Genomic DNA, 25,581 nt, shown 5'->3' with positions numbered 1-25,581 from the left:
TGCGGCCTCGCAAGGGGCGGTGGCGGCGAGAATGCCGGCCATGCAAGCATTACTTCAAGCGATCGCTGCCCTCGACGCTTTCCCCTCTGACGCCCAACGTCTCTTCCACGGCCGTGGCGGTCGCTATCCCGGCTGTGAGCAATGGTCGCTCGACCTGTTCCCGCCGGTCTTTGTGCTGACCAGCTTTGCGCCGGCCAGCGAGGCCGAGTTGGCCGCCGTGCACGAGGCCCTGGCCGAGCGCGTGGCGGCTCTCGCGCCCGGCCAGGCCCTCAGCTGGGTCTACCAATGCCGCCATGAAGGGCAGCTGGAGACGCGGCTGATGGCCGGCGCCGTGCCCGAACCGCATGAAGTCAGCGAGCAAGGCGCGCGCTACCGGGTCCATGTGCTCAAGGGTCAGAACCATGGCCTGTTCCTGGACATGGCCGAGGGCCGGCGCTGGGTGCGTGAGCATGTCGCCGGCCTGGCCCAGCCCGAGCGGCTCCGCGTGCTCAATCTGTTTGCCTACAGCTGCGCCTTTTCGGTGGTGGCCTTGCAGGCCGGCGCCGGCCAGGTGGTCAATGTCGACATGAGCGCCGGCGCCCTGGCGACCGGGCGGCAGAACCATGCGCTCAACGGCCTCACATCTGGCGCCAGCTTTCTGGCCCACGACATCTTCAATTCCTGGGGCAAGATCGGCCGCAGCGGGCCCTACGGCCTGATCATCCTCGACCCGCCGAGCTACCAGAAGGGCAGCTTTGTCGCCAGCAAGGACTATGCGCGCCTGATGCGTCGCCTGCCCGAGCTGCTGCTGCCCGGCGGCCATGCCTTGCTGTGCCTGAACACGCCCAAGCTTGGCGTCGCCTTCTTGCAGGATCAGATGGCCGAGCTGGCGCCCGAGCTGCGCCTGGTGCAGCGCCTGGCCAATCCACCGGCCTTTGCCGATGTGGACGAGGACCGTGCGCTCAAGGTCTTGCTCTACCGCCGCGCCGACTGAAACGCTGTCTCTGGCGGGGCCAGCAGGGCCAGCAGCCAGTGGCCGGGTGGCTGATCCATCGAGGCACTGGCGTGCAAGAACTGACTCGCTTGGCCTGGGCTCGGCAAGAGCTCCAGGACGCAGACCTCAGCGGGCGCGGGGCCCGCGGCGCCGACCTGCAGCAGCAAGGCCTGCAGGGCTTGCACTCCAGATGCTGTCAGCAGACTGCCCAGCGTGCGGCCCCACAAGGTGGCAACTGCCGCGCCGAGCAGATGCGCGGCCGCGCTGTTGAGTTCGGTGATCCGGCCGGCGGCATCGAGGCTGAGGCAGCCCAGCGGTGCGCGTTCCATTCGCTCAGTCTGGCGCTGCAGGGCCTGCTCGAGCTCGACCCGCGTGCGCTGCAATTCTTCCTGCTGCAGCTCCAGCTCCACCTGGTGCACCTGCAGCTCATGGAGCAGGGCCAGGGCCTCGCCTGCTGTGGCCGGCGAACCTGCCAAGCGGTAGAGCACGGCCAGGGCCTCGGTGGCGCTGCGCGCCGGCGGCGAACCCCGGTCGGCCTGCAGCTGGGCCTGGGCGCGCAGACGCAGCGAGCCGTTGGGGTCGAGGGTGGTGGCGGCTGGTGTCATGGCGGCTCCGGGAGTGAGAAGGAGAAAAACGTGGGGGCGACGGCAGCGTTTGGCGTCGCCTGGCCGCTCAGGCCTTGCGCAGGCGTGCTTCCAAGGCCTTGGCGGCGGTGATGTCGATCAGGGTGATGACCACGCCTTGGATCACATTGGCCAGCGTTCGGTAGGGCTTGATGCGCACCTGGAAGCACAGGCCATCGGTGGTGTGGATCTCTTTTTCACTGAAGCTCAGGCTGCGCAGGGTTTCCTGCGCGTCTGCAAGCAGTTCGGGGTAGATCAGGGTGCTGGCCAGATCGGTCAAAGGCCTGCCGACATCGCTGGGGCGCAGATGCACGATGCGGGTGATCTGCTCGGTGTAGCGCCGCACATGGAGCTGGCTGTCCAGGAAGAGTGTGGCGATGTCCGTGCTGTTGAGCAGGTTCTGCATATCGCTCTGCGCCAGCGCCAAGTCGTCGAGCTTGGTCTGCAGTTCGCCGTTCAGGGTCTGCAGCTCCTCGTTCATGGACTGCGACTCTTCCTTGGAGGTGGTCAGCTCTTCGTTGGCCGATTGCAACTCCTCGTTGGTGGACTGCAGCTCCTCGTTGGCCGCCTGCAGCTCCTCGGCGGCCGCGCCCATTTCCTGGCGCAGGGCTTGGATTTCCTCGCGGCAGCGTTCCAGGTCGGCGATGGCGCCGGCATCGGCGGCACTACCGGGCTTGCGGCGGCTGCGCGTTGGCGCGGCCCGTTCGCGGAACACGACCATCACCATGCCGGCCAGCGAACTTGGCTCGCGCATGTACTTGAGGGTCAGGTCCAGGCGGGTCGGCGAGGGCGGGTCCAACTCCAGGCCCGGCAGTTCGATGCTGCCATGCCTGTCTTGCAGCAGCTGACGCAGGGCCGCGGCCAGTTGGCTGCGGATGGCCGGGTGGGCCATGACATGGATGTTCCAGTTGGCCTTGCCGGCCGCGGGCTCCAGGAAGCGGCCGACTCGGCCGTTGATGAAGACCACATCGCCCTGCGCATTGACCAGCACCGCGGCGGGCGAAAACTCCTGCAGCAAGGCTTGTTCGGCATGGGCCTGCAACTGGGTGGACGGGACGGCCGTTTGGGACACGGGGGACTCCTCGGGAGGGCGCTTGGGCTGGGGGCGCGGGTTGATGGGGAAGTCCACCGTGCTGGCGCCGACGGCCAGGCCGCTGCGCCAGAAGATCCTGGACTTCAGGCTCAGCGGCGTGAACAAGGCCTGAGCGCTGCCGACGGTCTCGGCCGCGCCCAGCAGCAGCGCGCCGCCGGGGCGCAGGCTGTAGCTGAACAGCGGCAGCAGCCGGCGTTGCAGGCCGGCGTTGAAATAGATCATCAGGTTGCGACAGGAGAGCAGGTCCAGCTTGGTGAAGGGCGGGTCCTGGATCACATCGTGCTGGGCAAACAGCACCATCTCGCGAATCTGCTTGTTGATCAGGTAGCCGTCCGCCTGAGGGCTGAAGTAACGTGCCAACAGCGCGGGGTCCATATCGCCAGCAATCTTGGCCGGGTAGAAGCCGCGCCGGGCCAGGGCGATGGCGTCGCCGCTGAGGTCGCTGGCGAAGATCTGCAGGCTGAGGCCTTGGTGTTCGGGCTGCTGTGCCAGGGCTTCCTGGAACAGGATGGCCAGGCTGTAGGCCTCCTCGCCGGTCGAACAGCCGACCACCCAGGCGCGCAGGCGGCTGCCCGGTTCGCTGCGCTCGAGCAAGGTCGGCAAGACCTTCTGCGCCAGCTCCAACCAGGTGTCGGGGTCGCGGAAGAACTGGGTCACGCCGATCAGCATTTCCTTGAACAGCAGGTCCAATTCCTGCGGGTTCTGGCGCAAAAATTCGGCATAGGCCGATGCCGTGGCCAGGCCGTGCACGCCCATGCGGCGTTGGATGCGCCGGCCCAGTGTGCTGGGCTTGTAGTCCGAGAGGTCGTGTTTGCAATGCGCGCGCAGCAGGCCAACGATGACCGGCAAGGCGGCGTCCTTATCGAGCAGCGCCTCGCCTTCCGGCGCGTTCACCCGGCTGTCGGTCGCCGTGGCCTGACCCTTCGCTGGCCCGCGCTGGGCCAGCGCTTGCAGCAGGCGTTCCGGCAGTTCATGGGCGGGTGCGACGATGTCGACGCAGCCGCTGGCGATGGCGCTGCGCGGCATGGAGTCGAACTGCGCGTTTTCAGGCGTCTGCGCCAGGGTCAGCCCGCCGCTGGCGCGCAGGGCCTGCAGGCCCAGGCTGCCGTCGCTGCCCATGCCCGACAGCAGCACGCCGCAAGCGCGCGCACCGAGTTCTTCGGCCATGGACAGCAGCAGCAGATCGATGGGCAGGCGCTGGCCGCGGGGCTGAGCCGGCGGCGCCAGGCGCAGCAGGCCGCCGGCCACCGTCAGTTCGGTATTGGGCGGAATCACATAGACGGCATTGGCATGCGGGCGGAGACCATCGCTGGCGTCCTGGACCGGCAGGGCGGTGACACGCTGCAGCAGCTGCGCCAGCATGGGTTCGTGGTCGGGGTCGAGATGCTGGACCACCAAATAGACCAGGCCGCTGTTCGCCGGCACCCGGGCCAGAAAATCTTGCAGGGCAATCAGGCCGCCGGCCGAGGCGCCGAGCGCCACCATGGCCAGCCCGGCGCCCGGGCTCTCGTGAGTGGGTGGGCTGTGAGGGGCTGACGTGGGCATGCCGGATTATGGGGGGCGGTGCTGGGGTGGCGCTCTGGTTCTGCCTGAGCGAGGCCAGGAGGCGGCTGAAAGCGCAAACCGGAAAAGCGCGCATTTCTGCCGCCGTGGCTGTTGCAAGCTGCGGCTAGAATAGCGGTCGACCGGGTGCAAACTGGGTCACCGCCGATTTACCAACTACTTGCGGGCGGGCTATCAAATACGGCTAAAGCGTTGCGGCTCCGAGATGCCCTGGGCCGGCAAACGCCGGTTTCAGGGCTCTCGGAGTTTTCAATTCATCATGCAAGGTCTCGCTTCTTTTGACCGCTGGCTGACCCGCCGCAGCCCCCGCCCCAGCAGCGCCGCGCGCGTCGGCCGGCCCGCAGATTTGGCGTCTGGCGCTCAGCCTGTCCAGGCTTCCCCGCTTTCCTTCCCGACCCGGCCGGTGGCCGCGCGCCAGCATTTGCTGAGCCCGCAAGGTCAGCTGCTGGCCACCTTGCCGCGCTCGGCCGCGCCGGCGCAGATCCTGCGCGCTGCTCTGGGCCTCCAGAGTTCGGACTGGTGTGGTGTGCTGGCCGATGAAAGCCAAGGCCATGGCCTGCAGCAGGCCTGGCGCCTGGCCCTGTGGCGCCGCGAGGGCGCCGCGGCGGCTGGCCTGCAATGGCTGAGCGAGCCGGTCTGGGCGCGACCCGGGCAGCGCCCGGCCGCCTTGCTGCAAGCCGCGCAGCGTCAGGCTGTGCAGGCCTTGTGGCAGCAGGGCTGGCGCTTGCGCGACGTCGAAATGAGCCTCGACCTACACTGAGGCTAAAGCAGCCTCGCTGCGTGCGCTGGCGAACAGCCGGGCGCCGCGTCGGCTCGCATGATGCCCTGCAAAGGGGCGGCGTTCCGCCCCGCTCAAGGGGCAGACATGAGCGTTGTTGAATCGATGGGCCAACCCTTCCAGGCCCGCCCCGCCGGGCCGCGCAGTGCGCCGCGCGCCGAGTGGAGCGACACCATGTCCCAGGCCTCGCGGCCCAGCTCTTTCGGGGTGTTCAACCCGGTCGGCCATGTGATGCTGGGCCTGCCGACGCAGGAGGACGCCGAGGCCTTGGTGCTCACCTTCCACCATGCCGGCTGGCCGGCCGATGGGCTTTTGCATTTCACGCCGCAAGAGACCGTGGCCGAGTTGGCCGCGCTGATCGAGCAGGCCGGCCCGCTGGCCGGTTTCGGTTACGAGATCACCTTGCTGCGCCGCTACCTCAGCTTGGCCGAGCAGGGCTACCGCTGGCTCTTGATCAAGGTCGATGGTGTCGAACAGGCGGCGGTGGTGGCAGCCATCGCCCGCGAGGGCGGCGCCGATCTGGCCGTGCATTACCGCGCCTGGATGGTTGAAGAGCTGATCTGAAGATTCGCGAGGTGTCACCATGAGCAGGACTGCTGTGATTGAAGGCCGGGTCGAGTACCGCGACGGCGACGGCGCCAGCATGCTGATACGCCCGGGCCCCTGCGAGGTGGAGCAGGGCGCGCAGGACGCCACCCTGAGCTGGGTGGACGGCGCCAGCCACGGCGCGGCGGCCATGCCGCTGGGTGATTTCCAACGCTATCTGCTCAGCGCGGCCATCCGCTGGTCGCCGGACGGCGGCGCTTCTTCGTCTTCGTCTGAGCCTCAACAAACCTTGCGAGGCCTGGCATGAGCGCCGCTCGAGTGCTGGCCGCGCCGCGCAGCGGCATGCCGGCGCTGGAGCACAGCCAGGGCGACGCCCATTCACCCGTCACCCTGCTGCAGTACGGTGACTACCAATGCCCGGCTTGCCAGCGCCTGCAGCCGGGCCTGCAATTGCTGCTCGACGACATCGGCCCCGGCCTGCGTTTTGTCTACCGCCACTACCCCTGGGTGGAACTGCATCCGCAGGCAGAACTGGCGGCCGAGGCGGCCGAAGCGGCCGCCGCGCAAGGTCACTTCTGGTTGATGCACCGCTCGCTCTACAGCCCGCCGCCGCGCCTGGGCGCGCCGGACCTGGAGCAACATGCCAAGGCCCTGGGCCTGGACATGCTGCGCTTTCGGGGCGAGATGGCCGACCGCATTTACACCCAGCGTGTGCAGGAGCACCGCGCCGCTGGCCACGCCCTGCAGCTGCAGAGCACGCCGGCCTTGCTGCTGGATGATTTGCTGATCGATGTCTCGCAAGGCCTGGACGGCTTGCGCCACGCGGTGCGCGCGGCCATGGCTGCTCGTGGGCCGGGCAAGCACGGTTAGGGCGAACAAGGTTCGACATGCCTCCGCCGGCAGCGCAGCGAATGCGGGCAGGGTGGCAGCGGGGTGAGGGCTGCGCCGGCACTCAACCTAGCGCATGGCCTTGGAGTAGCTGCCGGGCGTCTGGCCGATCAGGCGCCGAAAGGCGGCGCTGAAATGCGCTTGGTCAAAGAAACCCAGGTCCTGCGCCAGCGCCGCCCAGGAGATGGTTTCTCCGGCCTGCACGCGGGCCACAGCTTCGTGCATGCGGTAGCATTGAATCACCCATTTCGGCCCGACGCCGACGTACTCTGAAAACAGGCGCTGCAGCGAGCGCAGGCTCAAGCTCCAACGCGCGGCCAGCACTTCCGCGCTGTGCAGGCTCAGGTCGGCGGCCACGCTGTCGACGATGCGGCCTGCGAGCAGTGCTTGCGGGTCGGGCGCGGGCAGGCGGGCGCGCAGAAAGTCCAAGACGGGCGTGGCCGCTTCGGCCAGCGCGTCGATCTCCAGCGCCGCGCTCAAGGCTTGGGCCTCTGGCCCGAACAGCTCCTGCAGCGCTAGCGAGCGGTCGCTCAAGGCCGACACCGGCCCGCCCAGCCAGGGGCGAAATGCGCCGGGCCTGAACTTGATGCCCAGGGCCAGCGAACGCGCGCTCAGCTCGCGCGACCAGCGCCTGCTGTGCACGCCCCAAAAGGCCGCCATGCTTGGCTCCAGCACCAGATGAATATTGGGGTGGGGCAGGGTCTCTTGCAGCTGCGGCGGCAGGCCTTCGAGATTCCAGCGCACGCGCCAGATATGCTCAATCCAGTCGGCCAGGTCCTCGGGCGGCGCAAGGCGTTGGTGGTCGAATTCACCGACCGGCAGGCGGTGCAGCACGCCGCGCGGCGAGGTGCTCAGGGGGAGCAGTCCCTTCTGTCGTGTTTTTCCAATCCGGTCAGGGGGCATGGCGGGTTCAATGGCGGCCGGACGGATCCGCTCCGAATCAGCTTAGAAGAAAGTTCATCTTGCCATGAAGCCTCTGCACCTTTTCACCTCTATCCTCTGGGCCGCCGCGCTGGCTACAGGCAGCAGCCCGGTACTCTCGCAAACCCAGTCAGCCAAACCCGCAATTCAAACGGAGCCTGCCATGAGCGAACGCAGCAATTTCAGCCACCAAGTCAGCGGCCCTTTTGAAGTGAAGCTCGCGCCTCAGGACATGAGCGCAGTGGCCGCCAGCAGCGGCCTGGGCCGCATGTCGCTGGACAAGCGCTTCCACGGCGCACTGGAAGCCAGCAGCACCGGCGAGATGCTCGCCTTCCGCAGTGCTGTCAGCGGCTCGGCCGGCTATGTGGCCATGGAGCGCGTGCAGGGCACGCTGGACGGCCGCGCTGGCAGCTTTGTGCTGCAACACAGCTCCACCATGAGCCGCGGCGCGCCGACCCAAAGCATCACCGTGGTGCCCGACTCCGGTACCGAAGCCTTGACCGGCTTGAGCGGTCGCATGCTCATCGACATCGCCCCGGGCGGCGCCCACAGCTACCGTTTTGAGTACAGCTTGCCGGAGGCGGGCGTGAGTCCGTGATTCGGCGTGGAGTTCAGTTCTCGGCACATTGCTGAGATTCAAATGCAACCACAGAGGCACGGAGGCACAGAGCTAAAACCAATTCAGCTTTGTATTTCTCTGTGCCTCTGCGCCTCTGTGGTTGCCTTTTGTATTCGGCTGCTTTGTGCCGTGAGCTGCCTCAGCGAATCCCAACCCGGTCAGCGCTTGATGCGGCTGATCTTGGTGCCTTCGATGCTGAGGCTGGCCATCAGGCCTTGCTGGTCGGTGATGAAGGCGTAGGCATCGTCCTTCAAGGTGGATGTACTCAGGTTCTTGGCAACGCCTTCGTTGACCAGCACCAAGCTGGGCCCGACCCCAAATTCCCAGCCATTGGACTTGGCCAAATAGCGCACCGCCTTGTCGCTCATCAGGAACACGACATAGGCATACGACTCGGCGCCGGCTTGCCAACCCCAGGAGGCCGACACCGAGTTGTAGTACTCGCTGACGGCGCCGTTCTTCATCAGCACGCCCTCACCGTAGCTGCCGCCAAAGACCAAGCCTGCCTTGACGATCTTGGGGAAGACCAGCACGGCGCGCGCCTTCTTGGAAATGGTCTCGGCCACAGGGTTGCTTTTGTACAGGGCGGCCAGGGCTTGCTGGGCGTCCTTGTTCAGGTCTTCGGCGCTGGCCGCCATGGCGGTCATGGGCGACAGCCCAGCCAGCACGCTGAGGCTGGCCGTCATGACCAAGCTGCTGAGACGCAGGACGTGGCGGCGGGTGTTGGGGGATTGAGAGTGGGTCATGGCAGGCCTTGAGTTGGCGGCGGCGCAGCAGGGGCACCGTCACGCTGCTTTGTAGAACGGGCAGCCGGGCGGGTCTGTTCGCTGACGAACGCACAATCGAGGCTTTCGGCTTGAGGCGCGCATGCCCTCAAGTCGCACTTGTGCGCTGTCTGTCTTGCTTTTCGAATGAGCCCTCTTGCCCTCGCCCTGGTTCTTGCCGCCGCCCTTTGCCACGCCAGCTGGAACCTGATTGCCAAGCGCAGCGGCGGCAGTGGCAATGAGTTCGTATTGATGAGCTCCATCCTGGTCGGCCTGGTCTGGGCGCCGGTGGTGGTCTGGACCGGCGTGCAGGGCGTGGCCGCATGGGGTTGGGTGGAGTGGACGGTGCTGGCCGTCAGTGCGGCCGTGCATGTGCTGTACTTCCGCTGTCTGCTGCATGGCTATGCGGTGTCTGACCTGACCGTGGTCTACCCGCTGGCGCGCGGCAGTGGGCCTTTGTTGAGTTCGGTGGCCGCGGTCTTCGTGCTTGGAGAGAGTCTGAGCTGGCTGGGCGCGGCCGGCGCCCTGGCCGTGGTCGCGGGTGTGTTCCTGATCGCCGGCGGGCCGGGCTTGCTGCGCCAGCTGCTGGGGCGGGGCGAGGCCGGGGACTTGAGCGAGTCGCGCGCCTTTGTGCGCCAGCGTCTGCATCGAGGTCTGTTCTGGGGTGCGCTGACCGGCGTCTTCATCGCCACTTACACGGTGATCGATGGCTATGCGGTCAAGGTGCTGCTGATCTCGCCCATCCTGGTTGATTACGTGGGCAATGTGCTGCGCATCCCGGTCATGGGCCCGTTTGCCTTGCGCGACCCGGCGCGTTTCAAGGCCGTCTGGCGTTCGCAGTGGAAGCCTGCCCTGGCCATCGCCGTGCTCGGGCCGAGCAGCTACATCATGGTGCTCTACGCCATGCAGCTGGCGCCGCTCAGCCATGTGGCGCCGGCCCGCGAGGTGTCCATGCTGTTTGCCGCCCTGGCCGGCGGCAGCCTGCTGGGCGAAGGTGACCGATGGTTACGCTTGCTGGGGGCTGCGGCCATCGCGCTGGGCGTGGCGGGGTTGGCTTTGGGCTGAGCCTTCCGTGTTTTCAGGGCGCTGTGCGTACGGACCGGTGCTAAAGTCGCCCGAACAGGGAGCCTCCCGCCGAAGCAGCTGGCACAGGCTGCAAGGGTGAAAAAGACAGGGCGAGCGCCTCATGGAGCGTTCGCGGCCATCGATGGACACGGTCTGCTCTCGTCGCCAGGTCTGTGCGCTCGCAGCGCTGCCCTTGTTTCCGCCGCCCCCGGCGCATGCTGTGCAGAGTTCCGCCGAGCCGTTCGCCACCAATGCCCCAGCGGCCAAGGAGGCTGTGCCTTTGAGCTGGGTGGCTGGTGACCTGCCTCCCTTCGCCTGGCAGGGCCAGCTAGGCCCCGAGGGCTATGCCTATGACTTGGCTCAGCTGATGGCGGAGCGCCTGGGTCGCCGCGATACGGTGTCCTTTTTCCCCTGGGCTCGGGCCGTGCGCCTGGTGGAGACCGGCGAGGCCGGCGGTGTCTTCCCTTTGGCGCGCACGCCCGACCGGGAGCATAAATTCCGTTGGCTGATCCTGCTCATGCATGTCAGCTACAGCTTTGTCGGCCGCACCGGCGAGCGCGCGCGAGGACTGTCGGCGCTGCGTGCCGCTCGCATCGGCGTGCTGCGCGGCTCGCCCATCATTCGCAATCTGCAGGCCGAGCGTTTCAGGCACATCATCGAGGCCAAGGACTACCGCGAACTGCTGCGCATGTTGCACGGCGGCATGCTGACGGCCATTTACGCTGGCACTCCCATGCTCAATGCAGCCATTGAATTGAATGGTTATGCACGCAGCGATTTTCTGACCCTGGCCAGCCTGGGCGAAGCCGACTTATACATGGGCGTGTCCCTGCGCATGGCCGAAACCGAGGTTGAGCGATGGCTCTGGGCCTACCAGCAACTGGTGGCGGACGGTAGCGTCGCCCGCCTGCATCAGCGCTATCTCAAATAGGGGTCTAAGCCCGGTCCCGGAAGGGCGGCTTTGCGCTATGGTCGGTGCATCGCTTGGGCCACGCCCGTGCCATGCCATGTTTTTTTGCTGCCACGCTCACCGATCGTGAACTGCCTAGCTCGCCCTGTCCTGGCGCGGCTTCAGGTCGCGCTCTTGCTTCTGCTCTTGCTGGGTATGAGCGCGGCGTGGGGCGTGGGCTGCCGCCAGGCCTTGCGCATCACGCGCGCGAGCTGGCCGCCTTACTTGGTCTATCAGGAGGGCGGTCCCCATAGCGGCATGGATTTTGAAATCCTGCAGGCGCTGATGAACGAGACCGGTTGTCGCCTCCAGTGGGTGGACCCCTTGCCGCGGCGGCGCCGTGTCCTGCAACTGCAAGAGGGCGAGATTGACCTGATCCTGGCCGCCACCCCCAGGCATCCGCCCGCGCCTGGCGTGCGCTACACCCGGACCTACCGCGACGAGCTGCTGGGCGTGCTGGCCCTGCGCAGCTTGCAAGGCCGCGAGCTGCCCGCGCTGGCGGCGCGTCTGAGCAGCTTCGAGGATGTGCTGCGCACGCGCACGCCCTTGCTGGTGCTCAATGCCGGGCGGCTGGGGCCGGATTTCGAGCCCTGGCGCGCGCCGCTGCGTGAGGCGGGCTTGCTCGAGCCCTTCGAGACCCATGGCAAGGGGGTGGCCATGCTGCAGCGTCAGCGCGCGCGCCTGATTCTTGGTGATGTGGCCTCGTTGTTGGACCTGGCCCGGCAGCAGGACATGGTGCTGCAGCTCATGCCCTTTGGCATGGTGCGCGCGCCGGTGGCCTTCATGCTGAGCGAGAAAAGCGTCAGCGAGGCGGACGCGCAGCTGCTTGATCAGGCATTGGGCCGGCTGGAGGCGCGCGGCGTGCTGCGTGAGATTCGGCGCCGCTACGGGCTGGACTGAGCTGCTGGGTCGACCAGGATTCAGGGCGCTGCGTTCTGCACCGGCAGGCCTTCAGCTTCCCACTCGGGCAGACCGCCGCGCAGCCAATGCACCTTCTTGAATCCCTTTTGCTGGGCCACGCGCGCGGCCTTGTAGGACTTCCAGCACTCCGCGCCATTGCAGGCAAAGATGACGGCGCGGTTGGGGTCCAGCTTGTCGATCTTGCCCAGGGCGCTGAAATCGTCCTGCGCGGCGTTGAAGGCGATGTCCTTGAGGCTCTTTTCCACATAGGGGGCCCAGACGGCGCCAGGGATGTGGCGCGTCGCGAACTCCTTCTCGGTGCGCGTGTCGATCAGCAAGGCCCCCTGGGCCTGCAGCTTTTGCGCATCGCGTGCGCTGACGCGGGTCACGCCGGGCAGGGCCGTGGGCGTGAAAAGGCCGAGCTCGGAGACACGCTTGTACTCGCTGGCCTCGGGCTTGAACTTGGTCGGCGGCAAGCCGACACCGGCCGGCGGCGCTGCAAACCAGGCGCTGAGGCGTGCGCGCACATCGGCCGGCAGGTCTTTCTTGATCACCACCGACAGACCGGCCGGCACCGGGTCGGTCTTGGCCAGCACGCGACCGACGGTGGGGTTCAGCGCCGACCATTCCGCCCAGTCGCCGGCGGTCACCACGGTGGCATCGGCCGCACCGAGCAGCAGGGCAGTCAGGCCGGCTTGCGGGAAGCGCTCGTGCTGGACCTTCATGTCCTGCATGGACAGCCCGCCTTGGTTGAGCAGGCCGCGCGCCATATAGGTGTAAATGGAATCCTGCTGCGGCAGGTAGATGCGCCGGGTCTTGAGCGCGGGGATGTCGGCAAAGTCTTTGCGTACGACCAGCAGATAAGGTTCGGACGTCTGACTGGCGCCGACCAGCTCGTAGCCGCGGTGCAGGGCCGAGGCGGCGACCTGGGCTGGGCCAATGAAGATGTCGAAACCCGAGCTGCGGGTGGCGCGCATGACGTCGGCCAAGTCTTCGCTGGCGCTGGCTGCCACCGGCTGTGCCGCGGCCCGGCTCAGGGCCGAGTCCAGGGCGCTGAAGTAGATGTTGTAAGAGGCCTTTTTGGCCGTGGGTTCCACGGCCACCACCGCGCTCAGGCCGGCCTGGGCTGTGGCGCCGGCGCAGGCGATCAGCCAGAAGCTGTGGCGGAGGAGTTTCGGAAGTTGGGTCAAGCTCAGCATCGGGCGATCTCTTTCAGGTGCCGCCGGCCCGGGATCTATGCCTCGGGGCGGGCAGAAGGGCGGTCGTCGCCCCTCCCGACGGTAACGACCTGGCCGCGGGTACGTTGCCCGCAGGCGCAAGTGTGCCCGGAAATCATGTCGTCATAGAGAAGGCGGCAGAATGCGCCTGCCGCGCCGCCTAGGCAATGTCCTGAGTGGCTGGCCCGGCCGGCGCATGCAGAATGCGCCTCAGCCCTGCAGCGAGTGCCTGCACCCCCCCACAACTCGGGAGAACCGAACGATGAAACAAGCCAAGCCTAAGCCCATCGCACGACGCCAGTGGCTGACCGGCACGGCCTCCGCCCTCGGCGCCGTGGGGCTGGGCAGCTGGGCCGGTTCGGCCTCGGCCCAGACCGCCGCGGCACCGGCCGCCAATGCAGCGCCCGCTGCTCCCGCTGCAGCCCCCAAGGCCTTGCCCGCCTACGCTGCCTGGAAGAATCCGGCCGACCTGATCGTGCACAGCAGCAGCACCCTGGAAACCCGCCGCGCCGCCTTTGGCACCAGCGTGTTGACGCCGGGCTCGCAGCTGTATGTCCGCAACAACTTGCCGGCACCCGACGCGGCCATTCTGGCTGACCGTGACGCCTGGACCCTGGCCGTTGAGGGCGTCAAGCAGCCGCGCAGCCTGCGCCTGGCCGAGCTCAAGACCCTGGGTCTGGAGACGGTGGCAACGGTGCTGCAATGTTCGGGCAATGGCCGCGGCTTTTTCCCCAGCAAGCCCAGCGGCACGCCTTGGACCGTCGGCGCCGCCGGCTGCGTGCTGTGGAGCGGCGTGCCGCTGCGCAATGTCGTGCAGGCTCTGGGCGGCCTGGAGGACGGCATGCTGCACATCACCGGCACGGGCGGCGAGAAGTTGCCCGAGGGCGTGGATCCATTGACGGTCATGGTCGAGCGCTCGGTGCCTATCAAGGCCCTGGGTGACGCGCTCTTGGCCTGGGAAATGAACGGCGAGCCCCTGAGCCTGGCCCATGGCGGCCCTTTGCGCCTGATCGTGCCCGGCTACCAAGGTGTCAACAACATCAAATACATCAAGCGCCTGGCCTTCACGGCAGCCGAGTCCAAGGCTCGCATCATGTCGCACGGTTACCGCATGACGCCGGTCGGCGCCAAGGCCGCACCTGACCAGGCCTCGGTGCTGGAGATGGGCGTCAAGTCCTGGATCAACGGCCCGCTGCCCGAGGCCGGCCCGCTCAAGGAAGGCCTGATGCAGATCCATGGCGTGGCTTTTGGCGGCACGCAGGCGATCAAGGGCGTGGAGGTCTCGCTGGATGGCGGCCAGAGTTGGCACGCGGCCCGCATGGTCGGCCCGGATCTCGGTCGTTTCGCCTGGCGCCAGTTCGCTCTGGCCGTCAAGCTGGATGCGGGCAGCTACACCCTGGCCTGCCGCGCCACCGACGCGCAAGGTGCGGTTCAGCCTGAGCTGCGCGAGGAAAACCTCAGCGGCTACAACAACAACAGCTGGCGCGACCATGCGGTCACGATCACGGTGGTCTGAGTTGCGACGCTGGCTTTTGATGGCGGCCGGCTTGGCTGCCGCGCCGTTGGCGCTGGCCACCGATGAGGCCCAGCAGCTGGCCCGCGGCAAGCTGCTGTTCACGCAGACCCAGCCGGCCTGCGCCGTCTGCCACACCTTGGCAGCGGCCGGTTCGGAAGGGCAGGTCGGGCCGGTGCTGGACGAGCTCAAGCCCGATGCCGATCGGGTGCGCAAAGTGTTGCGGGCCGGCTTGGGCGCCATGCCCAGCTTTGCCGACAAGCTCAGTGCTGCCGACATGGACGCCCTGGCCTTGTTCGTCGCCCGTTCGACCGGAGCCGCACCGGCCCTGCCTGCAAAGTAGGCCGCAAAGCAAGCAGCGGCCGCGCTGTTCGCCAGCGCACGGTTGCAAAAGCCCTGCCTGCCTAGACTGAAGCCTCACGCACCCCAGCCGCTTGCGCGGCAGGTGGTGTGACATCAAGCTTCAGCGGAGGGCCTCTGCCATGTTCAACAGTCTCAAACACCTTTGCGGCGCCACGGTGATGGCCCGTGATGGCGCCATCGGCGAGGTCCGTCAAGCCTATTTCGATGACGAGGCCTGGACCATCCGCTATCTGGTGGTCAACACCGGCAGCTGGTTGGCCGGCCGCGAGGTACTGATCTCGCCTCATGCCGTGGTGCAGCCCCTGGGCAGCGGCAAGCTGCTCGATGTCCGCCTGAGCCGGCGTCAGGTGGAACTGAGCCCGCCCGTGGACACCCACTTGCCGGTGTCGCGCCAGCATGAGCGCGACTACATCGGCTACTACGCCTTGCCGGCCTACTGGGGCGGCGCGGCGCTCTGGGGCATGGAGGCCTTGCCGCTCTGGCCGCCCGCCTTGCCACATGGTGTGGAAAGCGAGCAGGACGCTGCGCTGCGGGCTCGTCACACGCCCACTGAAGACCAGCATCTGCGCAGCAGTGCGGAAGTGACGGGCTACGACATCCAGGCCAGCGATGACAGCATCGGCCATGTCCAGGATTTCATCTTCGATGCCGAGTCCTGGGCCATACGCTATCTGGTGGTGGACACGCGCAACTGGTGGCCCGGCGGCAAGAAGGTGCTGCTCTCGACGCGCTGGATCGACAGCATCGACTGGGCCGACCGCGAGGTGCTGACCTCGCTGACGCGCGCACAGGTCAAGCAGAGTCCGGCTTACGAGCCGGCGTCCGAGCTGCTGCGCAGCGACGAGCAGCGCCTTCACGACGCCTATGACCGGCGCGGCTACTGGCTCTGAGGCGGCGATACTGCGGGCTGTTCGATGCCCCGCGAGAGCTTTGCCCATGAAATTCGCCATCCTGTGTGCCGCTGCTGGCCTGGCCTTGCTGCCTTTGCCGGCCCGCGCCGCGGCGGATCTGGTCTTCCTGGTGCGCCATGCCGAGCGGGCGGCCGAACCGGCCGGCGACCCTGGCTTGACGAGCGCCGGCGCGGCGCGTGCCCAGGCACTGGCCCAGGCCTTGGCCGACGCGGGCCTGAAGCAGATCATCACCACCCAGTTCCGGCGCAGCCAGGAAACGGCGGCGCCGCTGGCGCAGCAGCTGCAACTGCCACCGCAGGTTCTGGCTGCTCGGCGCGGCGAGGCCGAGGCCCATCTGCGCGAGATTCGTGAGGCAGTGCTGCACCAGGACGGCGGCGCGCTGCTGATCGTCGGCCACAGCAACACCGTGCCGGCCATCATCGCGGCCCTGGGCGGGCCACGTTTGCCGGACCTGTGCGAAAGCAGCTACCAGCACCTCTTTGTGCTGCGGCTCCCGGTGCAGCCTGGCGTGCCGGCCAGCCTGGCACGGCTGCGCTATGGCGAGCCCAGCCCGGCCGCGGAGGCGGCCTGTCTTTGATTCAGGGGGCTTGCTGGCTTACTTGCCGACCGAGGGCGTGCGCGGCAGGCGCGGGCCCTTGATGCTGGGGCGGCCAGCGGCGGTGGGGTAGGCGGCCATCACACGGGTCGGGTCGACCGTGTTCAGGTAGGCCGCGTACTGGCGCTCGGTGCAGTCCAGGCTCTGGCCGGCCACATGCTCGCCCTTGTACTGGCCCTTGTGATAAACGAAGACGTACTCGTTGCTGTCGGCCGTGCGGGCCGCGTCCTGCTGGGCGTAGCCGGCGCTGTACTTCTGGGCGCATTCGCCGCGCAAGGCCTTGACTTCGCCGCTTTCGTCCGTGTTGCTGCTCGCGGCTTGGGCGAGGGAGGACAGGGCGATCAGGCTCAGGGCGAGGAGGGTGGATTTCATGGTGTTCCTTGGGAAATAGGGCTGTGGCCGAAACGCGGCGGGGCTGAAACGGCCTTGCGCACGACACGCGCATCGGCAGGCTCATGCGGTGACGCCAGCTTAGTCCGCCAAACATCACTTGACCAGCCCGTGGCTGCGGGGCAGGTTTTCCCGGGCGCGTGACAGACTTCACGGCGCGCAGGTGCGTCGAGCGAAGGCGTCCTGCGCGCAGTGCGGGCAGGCCCCAGGTGAGTGACCCCTGAGGCTTGCTACATTTCAGCCTGCCCCGCGCTGCTGCCTTTCATGTTCCGACTCCCCGCACTTGCCACTGCCGCACCCGTCCGAACGCCAGGCCCCGCCTGGCCGCTGCGGCAGTTGCCACCCACGCGCATGCAGCAGTGCCTGACCCTGGCCCTCTTGCTGCATGTGCTGCTGGTTTTGGTCTTCGGCAACACCCAGGGCGGCACGGCCCGCGAGGGCGAAGGGGTGTGGGGGCGCATCAACGTCACCCTGCGCGGGCCGCGTTTCGAAGCCGGTTCGGGCGAACCCGGCGCCACCGCGCCGCAGCAGACCGGCCCGGTGGGCCAAGCCCGCCAGGCACGGCACGGCGGCACCGTGCGGCCCGAACAGCCGCGCGAGACCGGCCCGGGTGCGGCACGTCTGGGCGATTGGAACCCCACGAAGGCTGCGCAGCCGATGGAGCAAAGCGGGCAAGATCAGGCCCGCCCGGCGGAGGCGAGCACGGCGACCGCCACGGCCACACCCTCGCCCCCGTCTGAGCCGCTGCCGGTGCCCTTGGCCCTGCCTGTGCCCGAGCCCATTCCCTTGCCCGAGCCGATGACGCCCCGCGCTTTGGCCCGATTGCAGGACGCCGCAGCGCCTGTGAGCCGGGCGCGTGCCGAGGCCATCCCGCTGAACAGCGCGGCGCCCGCAGCGATCGCCAGCCTGCCCGCCCAGGCGCCGGTGGCCTATGTCCCGCCGGTGCAGACCCGCAGCCTGCCGGCCGCCAGCAGCCTGAGTCGCGCCACGCCGCAGGACCTGAGCGCTGCCAAAGCCCTGCCGACCCAGTCTCAGACGATCCAACCCTTGCCGGCTTTCGAGCCGGTGACGGCGCCGATCCGCGAGCGCCAACTGGCCGTGCCCAGCCGGCCGGCGCTGACGCCGCTGCCCAAATCCGAGGCTTTGTCGCCCTTGCCGCAGCAACGCGCGCCAGTGGAGGCGGCCGCCGCGCTGCCGCAGCTGCCGGTGGCACCGCTGAGCAGCCCCAGCATCGGCAGCGTGCCCAGCACGGCGATCAGCGAAACCAAGAATGAGGCGCCAGCGGCGGCGGCACCCGCTGTACAGAGCAGCCCTCAAGCCGCCGACGGCGTGCCGGCCCGAAGCCCGGACGCCGGGGCGCAGACCCAGGCCAAGCCGAACGCCAGCCAGAACAACCCGGTCAAAGCCCCGGCCGCCACATCGAATGGCGCCAGTGCCAGCCCCAGCAGCCAGCCTTCGCCCGCAGCATCGAATTCAAGCCGGCCTGGCCAGGGGGCGCCCGATGCCGGTGCGCAGCTGGGCCACGATGTGGCCACGCCGGCGTCCACGCCGCCAGATGCGCCGCGACTCAACCTCAATCTGCCGCGTGATATGCGGGGCGGCGCGCTGCCTTCGCGCAGCAGCTCGGGTTTGCTGAATCTGGTGCCGCCGCCGCCCGAGCGCAAATCCAAGCTGGAAGAAAGCATGGAAGCGGCCGCCAAAAAGGACTGCCGCAAGGCCTATGGTGAGCAGATGGGCTTGCTGGCGGCGATCCCGCTGGCCTTGGACGCGGCACGCAAGAACGGCTGCAAGTGGTGAGGCCAGCGCGGAGGCTCAGGCTTTGGGTGCAAACAAGGCTTGGATGCACTCGACCAGCTGAATCGGGCCGAAGGGCTTGGCCATGAACAGATCGGCGCCCACGTCTTCCAACTGCTGGCGCACCTGATCACGCGGCTTGGCACTGATCAGCAGCACCTTGGGGGCCATCTCGCCGTCGCCGGCCTGATGCTTGATGCGCCGACAGGCCTCCAGCCCGTCGAACTCGCCCGGCATCATGATGTCCATCAGGACCAGATCGGGTTTCAGACTGCGGGCGATCTCAACCGCCGTCACGCCGTCGATGGCCTCGTGGATCTCGAAGCTCTGCGCCAGGTCCAGCGTGGCGTGCAGCAGGGCTCGGATGTCGGGGTTGTCATCAACGATCAGAATCTTTTTCATTGCGTGATTCCAGCGGGCCGCTTACGGCGTTGCCCGACGGTACTCCATCTGACGGCCCTCCGGCAATGAGCGCTTGCCTGGGCGCCCTGTGTTTGGGCCGCCGCTGTTTCTTCTCGCCTACAACGGCGCCGCTTGGTTCAGGCGCAAGGCCTGCGCCTGCTGCTGGATGGCGGCCCGTTCTTCCTCGTCCAACTGCTTGGCATTGCGCACTTGCATCACCATACGAGGATTGCCGGCCAGCAGGGTTTCGTGGCGGATCAGGAAATCCCAATACAGGGTGCTGACGGGGCAAGCCCTGACCCCCGTGCGTTCGCCCGGGTCGTAGCGGCAGCGCTTGCAGTAGCTGCCGCTGCTCATGCGTTGGATGTATTTGCCACTGGCGATATAGGGCTTGCTGGCCAGCAGGCCCCCATCGACGAATTGGCTCATGCCCAGGGTGTTGGGCAGCTCCACCCATTCCACGGCGTCGACGTAAACAGCCAGATACCAGGCATGGATCTGTTTGGGCGCCACGCCGTAGAGCAGGGAAAACAGCCCGGTCACCATCAGGCGCTGGATGTGGTGAGCATAGCCATGGTCAAGGGTCTGGCGCAGCGCGGCACTGAGGCAGACCATCTCGGTCTCGCCGCTCCAGTACCAGGACGGCAGATCTTGCTCCGCTTGAAGGCTGTTCTGCTCCAGATAGGCAGGCATCTGCGTCCAGTAGACGCCGCGCACATACTCGCGCCAGCCCAGGATCTGGCGGATGAAGCCTTCCACGCAGGCCAACGGCGCGCGCCCGGCGCGGTACTCGGCCTCGGCCGCGGCGACCACCTCGCGCGGGTTCAGCAGTTTCAGATTGAGGGCCGCGGCCAGATGGGAGTGGTAGAGCCAGGGCTCATCGGGCCACATCGCATCTTGGTAGTGGCCGAACAGGGGTAGGCGCTCGCTGAGGAATTCGCCCAACGCTTGCAAGGCCTGCTCGCGCGTGACCGGCCAGGCAAAGCTGTCCAAGCGGCCCGGGTGATCGGGCAGCTGGCGCTGGACCAGGGCGATGACCTCGCGGGTCAGGGCATCGGGGACGAACTGGCTGCGGGTCGGCAGAAAGCCGGGACCGGCGGCACCGAAGGCCTCGCGATTCTCGGCATCGAAGTTCCACTGCCCGCCCAGAGGGCGGCGGCCATCGTCTTCCATCAGCACGCCGTGCTTTTGCCGCAGCTCCCGGTAGAAGTACTCAAGGCGCAGACTGCTGCGGCCTTGCGCGTGGGCGGCGAACTCGCGCACCGTGCTGAAGAAATGCCGGTCGTCGCGCAGCTCCAGTGGCAGGCCGGCCTCGGCCGCCACGGCGCGCAGGGCCTGCAGCACCCGCCAGTCGCCGGGCGCGGTCAGGATCAGGCGCTGTGGTCGCAAGCGGGCGATGGCGGCGCGCAGCTCGCCGGCCAGGCTGCCCAGGTTGTCCGGGTCGTCCAACCACCGGTAGTGCAGGGGGCGGCCCAGGCGGCGCAAGGCCAGGGCGAAGTGGCGCATGGCCGCCAAAAACATCACCGTGCGTGGCTTGGAGGACCAGACATGGGTTGATTCCTCGCGCACCTCGGCCATCCAGACGGCGTCTTGATCTGAGTCAAAGCCATCGAAAGCCGAAGCGTCGCTGTTGAGCTGGTCGCCCAGAACCAGGACCAGATGGCGCAAGTTTGGCTTCATGCCAGTCCGCTGGGGTAAGCCGTCATGTGCAGGGAGTCAAAGTGCGCATGCACGCAGCATACGCGTAGTGCAGCTGCTGAGCGCAGAAAAAAGCCGGCGCGTGTGGCGCCGGCTTCGGGGCTGGACCGAAATGCCGATCAACCGGCCTGGATGCGCTGAGCCAAATGGGCCAGGGCTTCTTCCACTTGGTCCACCAGCACCAGGCAGAGGTCACCCGGCTGCAGGCGCGCCAGCGCTGCATCGATGGCGATGAATTCGCCGCGGATCTCTTCGATGTGGCGGGTGCGGCTGGCGCCTTCCAGGCCCTGGCGCAGCAGGGCCAGGACCTCGCCGTCTTCGCGGCCGCGCTGGCAGGCGTCCTGGAACAGGAAGACGTCGTCGAAAGCGCCGCCCAGGATGACGGTCTGCTCGCGGATGTCTTCGTCGCGGCGGTCGCCGGCGCCGCTGATCACCACCGAGCGCTGCTTGGCCGGCAAGGCCTCGACGGCGGCCACCAGGGCGCGCATGGCGTCGGCGTTGTGGCCGTAATCGGCAATCACGGTGGCGCCGCGGTAGTCCATGACGTTGAAGCGGCCGGGCGCGTTGTCGGCGTCATTGGCGAAGCTGGCGACGCCGCGGCGGATGGTGTCCCAGTCCAGGCCCACGCCCCAGGCGGCGGCCACCGAGGCCATGGCGTTCTCGACCTGGAAGCCGATCGCGCCGCTGCGGGTGATGGGGATGTCGCGCAGCGGGATGTGCTCGCGCCAGCTGCCTTGGGCGGCCACCAACTGGTCGCCGTCCACATAGACGCAGCGCTTGCCCTGGGCGCGGTGGGTGGCCATCAGCGGGTGGTGGCGGTCGGCAGCGAAGAAGATGATCTGGCCCGGGCAGGTGCCGGCCATGTTCGCGACGATGGGGTCGGCTGCGTTCAGTACGGCATAACCGTTGGGCGCCACGTTCTGCACGATCACGCGCTTGACCAGGGCCAGCTCTTCCACGGTGTTGAGGAAGTTCATGCCCAGATGGTCACCGGCGCCGAGGTTGGTGACGACGGCCACCTGGCAGCGGTCAAAGCCCAGGCCTTCGCGCAAGATGCCGCCGCGGGCGGTCTCGAACACGGCTGCTTCTACATCGGGGTGCATCAGCACATTGCGGGCGCTCTTGGGGCCGGAGCAATCGCCGCTGTCGATCTGGCGGCCATCGACGTAGACGCCGTCGGTGTTGGTCATGCCGACCTTGAGGCCGCAGGTGGCGAACAGATGGGTGATCAGGCGCGAGGTGGTGGTCTTGCCATTGGTGCCGGTGACGGCGACCACGGGGATGCGACCGTCCTCGCTCTTGTGGCCATGGCCGTAGAGGTGGGCAATGATGGCCTCGCCGACATTGCGGCCCTTGCCGTAGGACGGCGAGAGGTGCATGCGCAGGCCCGGCGCGGCGTTGACTTCGACGATGCCGCCGTTGATCTCTTCCAGCGGGCGCAGCACGCTTTCGGCCACCACATCGACGCCGCAGACATGCAGGCCCACGACTTGCGCGGCGGCGATGGCGCGCGCTGCCACGTCCGGATGCACGTCATCGGTCACGTCGGTGGCGGTGCCGCCGGTGGACAGATTGGCGTTGTTGCGCAGGATCACGCGCTGGCCTTTTTCCGGCACCGAATCCGGGGTCAGGTCTTGCTGGGTCAGACGCGCCACGGCGATGTCGTCGAAGCGGATCTTGGTCAGCGAGGTGGCGTGGCCATCGCCGCGCTTGGGGTCGGCATTGACCTTGTCGACCAGTTGCTTGACGGTCAGCTGACCGTCGCCGATGACATGCGGTGGGTCGCGGCGGGCGGCGGCGACCAGCTTGTCGCCGACCACCAGCAGGCGGTAATCGCTGCCGGGCAGGAATTTCTCGACCATGACCTGGCCGATTTCGTCTGCGGCCTTGTAGGCGATTTCCATGTGCTCGCGCGTCACCACATTGACGGTCACGCCCTTGCCCTGGTTGCCGTCCTGCGGCTTGACGACGACGGGCAGGCCGATTTCCAGCGCGGCATCCCAGGCGTCATCGATGGAGCTGACCGGGCGGCCGGTCGGCACCGGCACGCCGGCCGAGAGCAGCAGGCGCTTGCAGAGGTCTTTGTCCTGGGCGATCGATTCGCTGACGGCGCTGGTCGCGTCCACCTCGGCGGCCCAGATGCGGCGCTGCTTGGCGCCCCAGCCGAACTGCACCAGGCTGCCCTGGGTCAGGCGGCGGTAGGGCACACCGCGCGCCACAGCAGCGTTGACGATGGAACCGGTCGAGGGGCCGAGGCGCACGTCTTCGTCCAGATCCTGCAAGGCCTTGAGCACGGCATCGGCATCGAAGCTGCCGCCATCACGCGCCGCTTCCACCAGCTTGCAAGCGGCCTCGAAGGCCATGCGGCCCACGTCTTCTTCGCTGTACTCGATGACCACCTGGTAGCTGCCAGGCTCGGAGGTGATGTGGGTGTGGCTGAAGGTCACCGGGCAGCCGGCCTGGGCTTGCAGGGCCAGGGTGGCCTGTTCCAGCACATGGGCCAGGCTGATGGGCGTGCGCTGGGCGCTGGCGGGGCGCAGGGCGCCGATGCTGGGGAAGAGGGCGCGCAGCCGGGCTTCAAAGTCGGGCATGTCGGCGATCGACTGCTCGGCCGGCGTGCAGTGCACGACCGCTTCGATGGCCGTGTGGCGGCTCCACATATTGGGGCCGCGCAATGCGCGTGTACGGGAAACTTCCATGGTGCTGGTTCCAGGGCTTTGGAGAGTGTGGGGTGCGTCGAGCCGAGCGGGCGGTGCTCGCTCAGGCCTGCAGTTCAAGTACGAAGGTGTCCAGTCCGGCCGAGATCAGCTCGGGCGGAATGCCCACGGCCCAGGCCGTGGCCACGGCAGCCAGCACGGTGGCGGCATCGACCTCGGCGCCAGCGCCGGCCGGGCTGGCGGCAAAGCGGCGCAGCAGAGCGTCGACATTGGCGCCCACGGTTTCCGAGTGACCTTGGGCCAGCACCGCCGCACCGCCTTGCAGGAAGACGGCGCGGCCGCCCTGCTCGCGGTGGCTGCTCAGGGCTTCGGCGCTGCCGTCCAGGCCGTAGAGCACAACGTCGCCGTCGCTCAGCTCGACCATGTCCAGCAGGCGCGCCACATCGGCATTGAGCACGGCCGCACCTTCGGACAGGACCACATCGATCTGCGTGCGCAAGACCTTGTAGAGCTGGTCTTCGCTGTGCACATCGAACTCGGCCAGGCCTTCGATGCCACCCATATCGGTGACCACACCAACCTGGCAGCGGTCATAGGCCAGGCCGTCGCGCAGCACGCTGGCGGCGCTGTTCTCGATCACCACGGCATCGACGCCGCGGTTCATCAGCAGGCGGTGGGCGGCGTCCCAGCGGGCGCTGTTCTTGCGCTCGACGCGGCGCGTGCCCAGGAACAGGCCGTCGCGGCAGGCCAGGCCGACATGGCGGCCATTCAAGTGCAAGAGCCAGGCGACCAGGCGGCTGATGGTGTGGCTGCCGCGCGAGCCGGCCACGCCGATCACGGGGATGCGGCCGGTCTCGTCCTCGGCGAACAGGTGGTCGATGATGGCCTGACCGACCGGCTGCGGGCTGCCTGCGGCCGGCTTCAGGTGCATCAGCAGGCCCGGGCCGGCATTGACCTCGACGATGGCGCCACCGGTCTCGGCCATGGGCTTGGAGATGTCTTCGCTGACCAGGTCGACGCCGGCGATGTCCAGGCCGACCACGCGGGCGGCCAGGGCCACGGCGTGGGCCACATCAGGGTGGACTTCGGCCGTGCAGTCGATGGCGACATTGCCATTGCGCTGGATCAGCACCTGGCGGCCGGCGACCGGCACGGACTCAGGGGTCAGGCCTTGCCGCTGCAGGTCCAGGATCACCACCGGGTCTTCGCCCAGGGTGATGCGGTTGAGCGGGAAGTCTTCGGTCAGGCCGCGGCGCGGGTCGGTGTTGATCTGGCTGTCGACCAGCTGGCGCACGGTCTGCAGACCGTCGCCGCTGATCCAGGCGGCCTCGCCGCGAGCAGCGGCCACCACCCGGCCGCCGACCACCAGGATGCGGTGCTCGTTGCCGCGGATGTAGCGCTCGACCAGCACCTCGGAGCCTTCTTCGTCGGCCACCTTGAAGGCGGCTTCGACATCGGCTTGGGTCTGCAGATCCAGGGTCACGCCGCGGCCATGGTTGCCGTCGCTGGGCTTGACGACCACGGGCAGGCCCAGGTCCTGGGCCACTTCCCAGGCCTCGGCCGGGGTCTTGACGGCCTGGCCTTCCGGCACGGGCACGCCCACGGCCTTCAGCAGGTTCTTGGTCAGGTCCTTGTCGCTGGCGATGCCTTCGGCGATCGCGCTGGTCATGTCGGTCTCGGCCGTCCAGATGCGGCGCTGGCGAGCGCCATGGCCCAGCTGCACCAGATTGCCTTCGTTCAGGCGGATGTGCGGGATGCGGCGGTCGGTGGCGGCGGCGACGATGGCGGCGGTCGAGGGGCCGAGGTAGGAGTCATCGAGCTCGTCACGCACCCGGGCCACGGCGGCGTTGACATCGAAGGGCTCGTCGTTGATGGTGGCCATCAAGAGCGCGTGGCCCTCGGCCAGGGCGCTGCGGGCGACTTTTTCGTCACGGGCGCGGAACACCATGCGGTAGACGCCGGCCTGGCTGGTCGAGCGGGTCTGGCCGAAGCCGGTGGGCATGCCGGCCAGATTGAGCAGCTCGATGACGATGTGCTCCAGGATGTGGCCGCACCAGGTGCCTTCTTCCAGGCGCTGCAGAAAGCCGCCGCGCTCGCCCACGCCGCAGTGGTGCTCGACCAGGGCAGGCAGGGCGGCCGTCAGGCGCGGGGTGAAGCCGTCTAGCAGATTGCTGGGGAAGGCTTCCAGCTCGCCCAGATCGAGCCAGACTTCCAGCACCGGGCGGTAGGTCCACATATTCGGGCCGCGCAGGTAGTTGATGCGCAGCAGCTGGATGTCGTCTTTGCGGGTCTTGCTCATGGATGGCGGGCCGGGTCAGGGCCGAGTGCTTGGTTCGGGGCAGCAGTGCTGCAGTGTGCG

At 67.8% G+C, this 25,581-nt stretch carries 24 protein-coding genes; 14 read left to right on the top strand and 10 right to left on the bottom strand.

Going from position 1 to position 25,581, the window contains the following annotated elements:
* Nucleotides 1-40 precede the first annotated feature (40 nt).
* A complete protein-coding gene (locus LNV23_RS00605; RefSeq protein WP_263561159.1) occupies nt 41-973 on the top strand; it encodes a class I SAM-dependent methyltransferase in 933 nt (310 codons plus the stop codon).
* Here LNV23_RS00605 and LNV23_RS00600 read toward each other — a convergent pair.
* Both LNV23_RS00600 and LNV23_RS00595 read right to left on the bottom strand, forming a co-directional pair.
* The gene (locus tag LNV23_RS00600; protein ID WP_263561158.1) at nt 955-1,578 is read right to left on the bottom strand and encodes a PAS domain-containing protein; all 624 of its coding nucleotides are present in this window, start codon (nt 1,576-1,578) and stop codon (nt 955-957) included. The two genes, LNV23_RS00605 and LNV23_RS00600, sit on opposite strands and share 19 nt — an antisense overlap.
* Before the next feature lie 67 nt (nt 1,579-1,645).
* Entirely contained in the window at nt 1,646-4,234 is a 2,589-nt protein-coding gene (locus LNV23_RS00595) for a chemotaxis protein CheB (protein ID WP_263561157.1), read from the bottom strand.
* Nucleotides 4,235-4,511: 277 nt separating this feature from the next.
* Between LNV23_RS00595 and LNV23_RS00590 the strand changes: the two genes are divergently transcribed.
* The 4 genes from LNV23_RS00590 to LNV23_RS00575 all read left to right on the top strand — a co-directional run bounded on the left by LNV23_RS00590 (nt 4,512) and on the right by LNV23_RS00575 (nt 6,446).
* Entirely contained in the window at nt 4,512-5,012 is a 501-nt protein-coding gene (locus LNV23_RS00590; RefSeq protein ID WP_263561156.1) for a hypothetical protein, read from the top strand.
* 105 nt (nt 5,013-5,117) lie between these two features.
* Entirely contained in the window at nt 5,118-5,594 is a 477-nt protein-coding gene (locus LNV23_RS00585; RefSeq protein ID WP_263561155.1) for a hypothetical protein, read from the top strand.
* A gap of 19 nt (nt 5,595-5,613) precedes the next feature.
* A complete protein-coding gene (locus LNV23_RS00580; RefSeq protein ID WP_263561154.1) occupies nt 5,614-5,883 on the top strand; it encodes a hypothetical protein in 270 nt (89 codons plus the stop codon).
* Entirely contained in the window at nt 5,880-6,446 is a 567-nt protein-coding gene (locus LNV23_RS00575; RefSeq protein WP_263561153.1) for a DsbA family protein, read from the top strand. The genes LNV23_RS00580 and LNV23_RS00575 overlap by 4 nt, the downstream gene beginning before the upstream one ends.
* A gap of 87 nt (nt 6,447-6,533) precedes the next feature.
* On the opposite strand, the gene LNV23_RS00570 is transcribed toward LNV23_RS00575, so the two are convergent.
* Entirely contained in the window at nt 6,534-7,367 is an 834-nt protein-coding gene (locus tag LNV23_RS00570) for a DUF6597 domain-containing transcriptional factor (RefSeq protein WP_263561152.1), read from the bottom strand.
* Between the two features lie 181 nt (nt 7,368-7,548).
* Between LNV23_RS00570 and LNV23_RS00565 the strand changes: the two genes are divergently transcribed.
* Entirely contained in the window at nt 7,549-7,983 is a 435-nt protein-coding gene (locus LNV23_RS00565; RefSeq protein WP_263561151.1) for a DUF3224 domain-containing protein, read from the top strand.
* A gap of 179 nt (nt 7,984-8,162) precedes the next feature.
* Here LNV23_RS00565 and LNV23_RS00560 read toward each other — a convergent pair whose 3' ends face one another.
* On the bottom strand, nt 8,163-8,750 hold the full coding sequence (locus LNV23_RS00560; RefSeq protein ID WP_263561150.1) for a lipid-binding SYLF domain-containing protein: 588 nt from the start codon (nt 8,748-8,750) through the stop codon (nt 8,163-8,165).
* A 165-nt stretch (nt 8,751-8,915) separates the two neighbouring features.
* On the opposite strand from LNV23_RS00560, the gene LNV23_RS00555 reads away from it, so the two are divergent.
* The 3 genes from LNV23_RS00555 to LNV23_RS00545 all read left to right on the top strand — a co-directional run bounded on the left by LNV23_RS00555 (nt 8,916) and on the right by LNV23_RS00545 (nt 11,682).
* Nucleotides 8,916-9,833, top strand: coding sequence for an EamA family transporter (locus LNV23_RS00555; protein ID WP_263561149.1), 918 nt, complete (start codon nt 8,916-8,918; stop codon nt 9,831-9,833).
* Nucleotides 9,834-9,975: 142 nt separating this feature from the next.
* On the top strand, nt 9,976-10,764 hold the full coding sequence (locus LNV23_RS00550) for a substrate-binding periplasmic protein (RefSeq protein WP_263561148.1): 789 nt from the start codon (nt 9,976-9,978) through the stop codon (nt 10,762-10,764).
* A gap of 153 nt (nt 10,765-10,917) precedes the next feature.
* A complete protein-coding gene (locus LNV23_RS00545; RefSeq protein ID WP_263561147.1) occupies nt 10,918-11,682 on the top strand; it encodes a substrate-binding periplasmic protein in 765 nt (254 codons plus the stop codon).
* A 20-nt stretch (nt 11,683-11,702) separates the two neighbouring features.
* On the opposite strand, the gene LNV23_RS00540 is transcribed toward LNV23_RS00545, so the two are convergent.
* Nucleotides 11,703-12,881 (bottom strand): rhodanese-like domain-containing protein, encoded by a 1,179-nt coding sequence (locus LNV23_RS00540; protein ID WP_263561146.1) that lies wholly within the window; start codon nt 12,879-12,881, stop codon nt 11,703-11,705.
* Between the two features lie 280 nt (nt 12,882-13,161).
* On the opposite strand from LNV23_RS00540, the gene sorT reads away from it, so the two are divergent.
* From sorT to LNV23_RS00520, 4 genes are all read left to right on the top strand, one after another.
* Entirely contained in the window at nt 13,162-14,415 is a 1,254-nt protein-coding gene (gene sorT, locus LNV23_RS00535; RefSeq protein ID WP_263561145.1) for a SorT family sulfite dehydrogenase catalytic subunit, read from the top strand.
* 19 nt (nt 14,416-14,434) lie between these two features.
* Nucleotides 14,435-14,755: a SorU family sulfite dehydrogenase c-type cytochrome subunit gene (gene sorU, locus LNV23_RS00530; RefSeq protein WP_263561766.1), complete on the top strand. Its 321-nt coding sequence runs from the start codon at nt 14,435-14,437 to the stop codon at nt 14,753-14,755.
* Nucleotides 14,756-14,894: 139 nt separating this feature from the next.
* Complete coding sequence (locus LNV23_RS00525) at nt 14,895-15,665, top strand: PRC-barrel domain-containing protein (protein WP_263561144.1); 771 nt, start codon at nt 14,895-14,897, stop codon at nt 15,663-15,665.
* A gap of 46 nt (nt 15,666-15,711) precedes the next feature.
* The gene (locus LNV23_RS00520) at nt 15,712-16,263 is read left to right on the top strand and encodes a histidine phosphatase family protein (protein ID WP_263561143.1); all 552 of its coding nucleotides are present in this window, start codon (nt 15,712-15,714) and stop codon (nt 16,261-16,263) included.
* Nucleotides 16,264-16,281: 18 nt separating this feature from the next.
* On the opposite strand, the gene LNV23_RS00515 is transcribed toward LNV23_RS00520, so the two are convergent.
* The gene (locus LNV23_RS00515; protein ID WP_263561142.1) at nt 16,282-16,653 is read right to left on the bottom strand and encodes a hypothetical protein; all 372 of its coding nucleotides are present in this window, start codon (nt 16,651-16,653) and stop codon (nt 16,282-16,284) included.
* A gap of 369 nt (nt 16,654-17,022) precedes the next feature.
* Here LNV23_RS00515 and LNV23_RS00510 point away from each other — a divergent pair, with 369 nt between their 5' ends.
* Nucleotides 17,023-18,468 (top strand): hypothetical protein, encoded by a 1,446-nt coding sequence (locus LNV23_RS00510; RefSeq protein WP_263561141.1) that lies wholly within the window; start codon nt 17,023-17,025, stop codon nt 18,466-18,468.
* A gap of 15 nt (nt 18,469-18,483) precedes the next feature.
* On the opposite strand, the gene LNV23_RS00505 is transcribed toward LNV23_RS00510, so the two are convergent.
* The 4 genes from LNV23_RS00505 to LNV23_RS00490 all read right to left on the bottom strand — a co-directional run bounded on the left by LNV23_RS00505 (nt 18,484) and on the right by LNV23_RS00490 (nt 25,521).
* Entirely contained in the window at nt 18,484-18,867 is a 384-nt protein-coding gene (locus LNV23_RS00505; protein WP_263561140.1) for a response regulator transcription factor, read from the bottom strand.
* 117 nt (nt 18,868-18,984) lie between these two features.
* A complete protein-coding gene (locus LNV23_RS00500) occupies nt 18,985-20,547 on the bottom strand; it encodes a cryptochrome/photolyase family protein (RefSeq protein ID WP_318023196.1) in 1,563 nt (520 codons plus the stop codon).
* 137 nt (nt 20,548-20,684) lie between these two features.
* Nucleotides 20,685-23,264 carry a cyanophycin synthetase gene (cphA, locus tag LNV23_RS00495; RefSeq protein WP_263561139.1) on the bottom strand — a complete coding sequence of 860 codons (2,580 nt, stop codon included), beginning with the start codon at nt 23,262-23,264 and terminating at the stop codon, nt 20,685-20,687.
* A gap of 61 nt (nt 23,265-23,325) precedes the next feature.
* Nucleotides 23,326-25,521 carry a cyanophycin synthetase gene (locus LNV23_RS00490; protein ID WP_263561138.1) on the bottom strand — a complete coding sequence of 732 codons (2,196 nt, stop codon included), beginning with the start codon at nt 25,519-25,521 and terminating at the stop codon, nt 23,326-23,328.
* Nucleotides 25,522-25,581 lie beyond the last annotated feature (60 nt).

The sequence above is a fragment of the Kinneretia sp. DJ1R-11 genome (assembly GCF_025717595.1).
Classification (GTDB): Bacteria; Pseudomonadota; Gammaproteobacteria; order Burkholderiales; family Burkholderiaceae_C; genus Paucibacter_A.
Note: the sequence above shows the minus strand (reverse complement) of the source record. Positions and strands in the feature narration are given on the sequence as shown.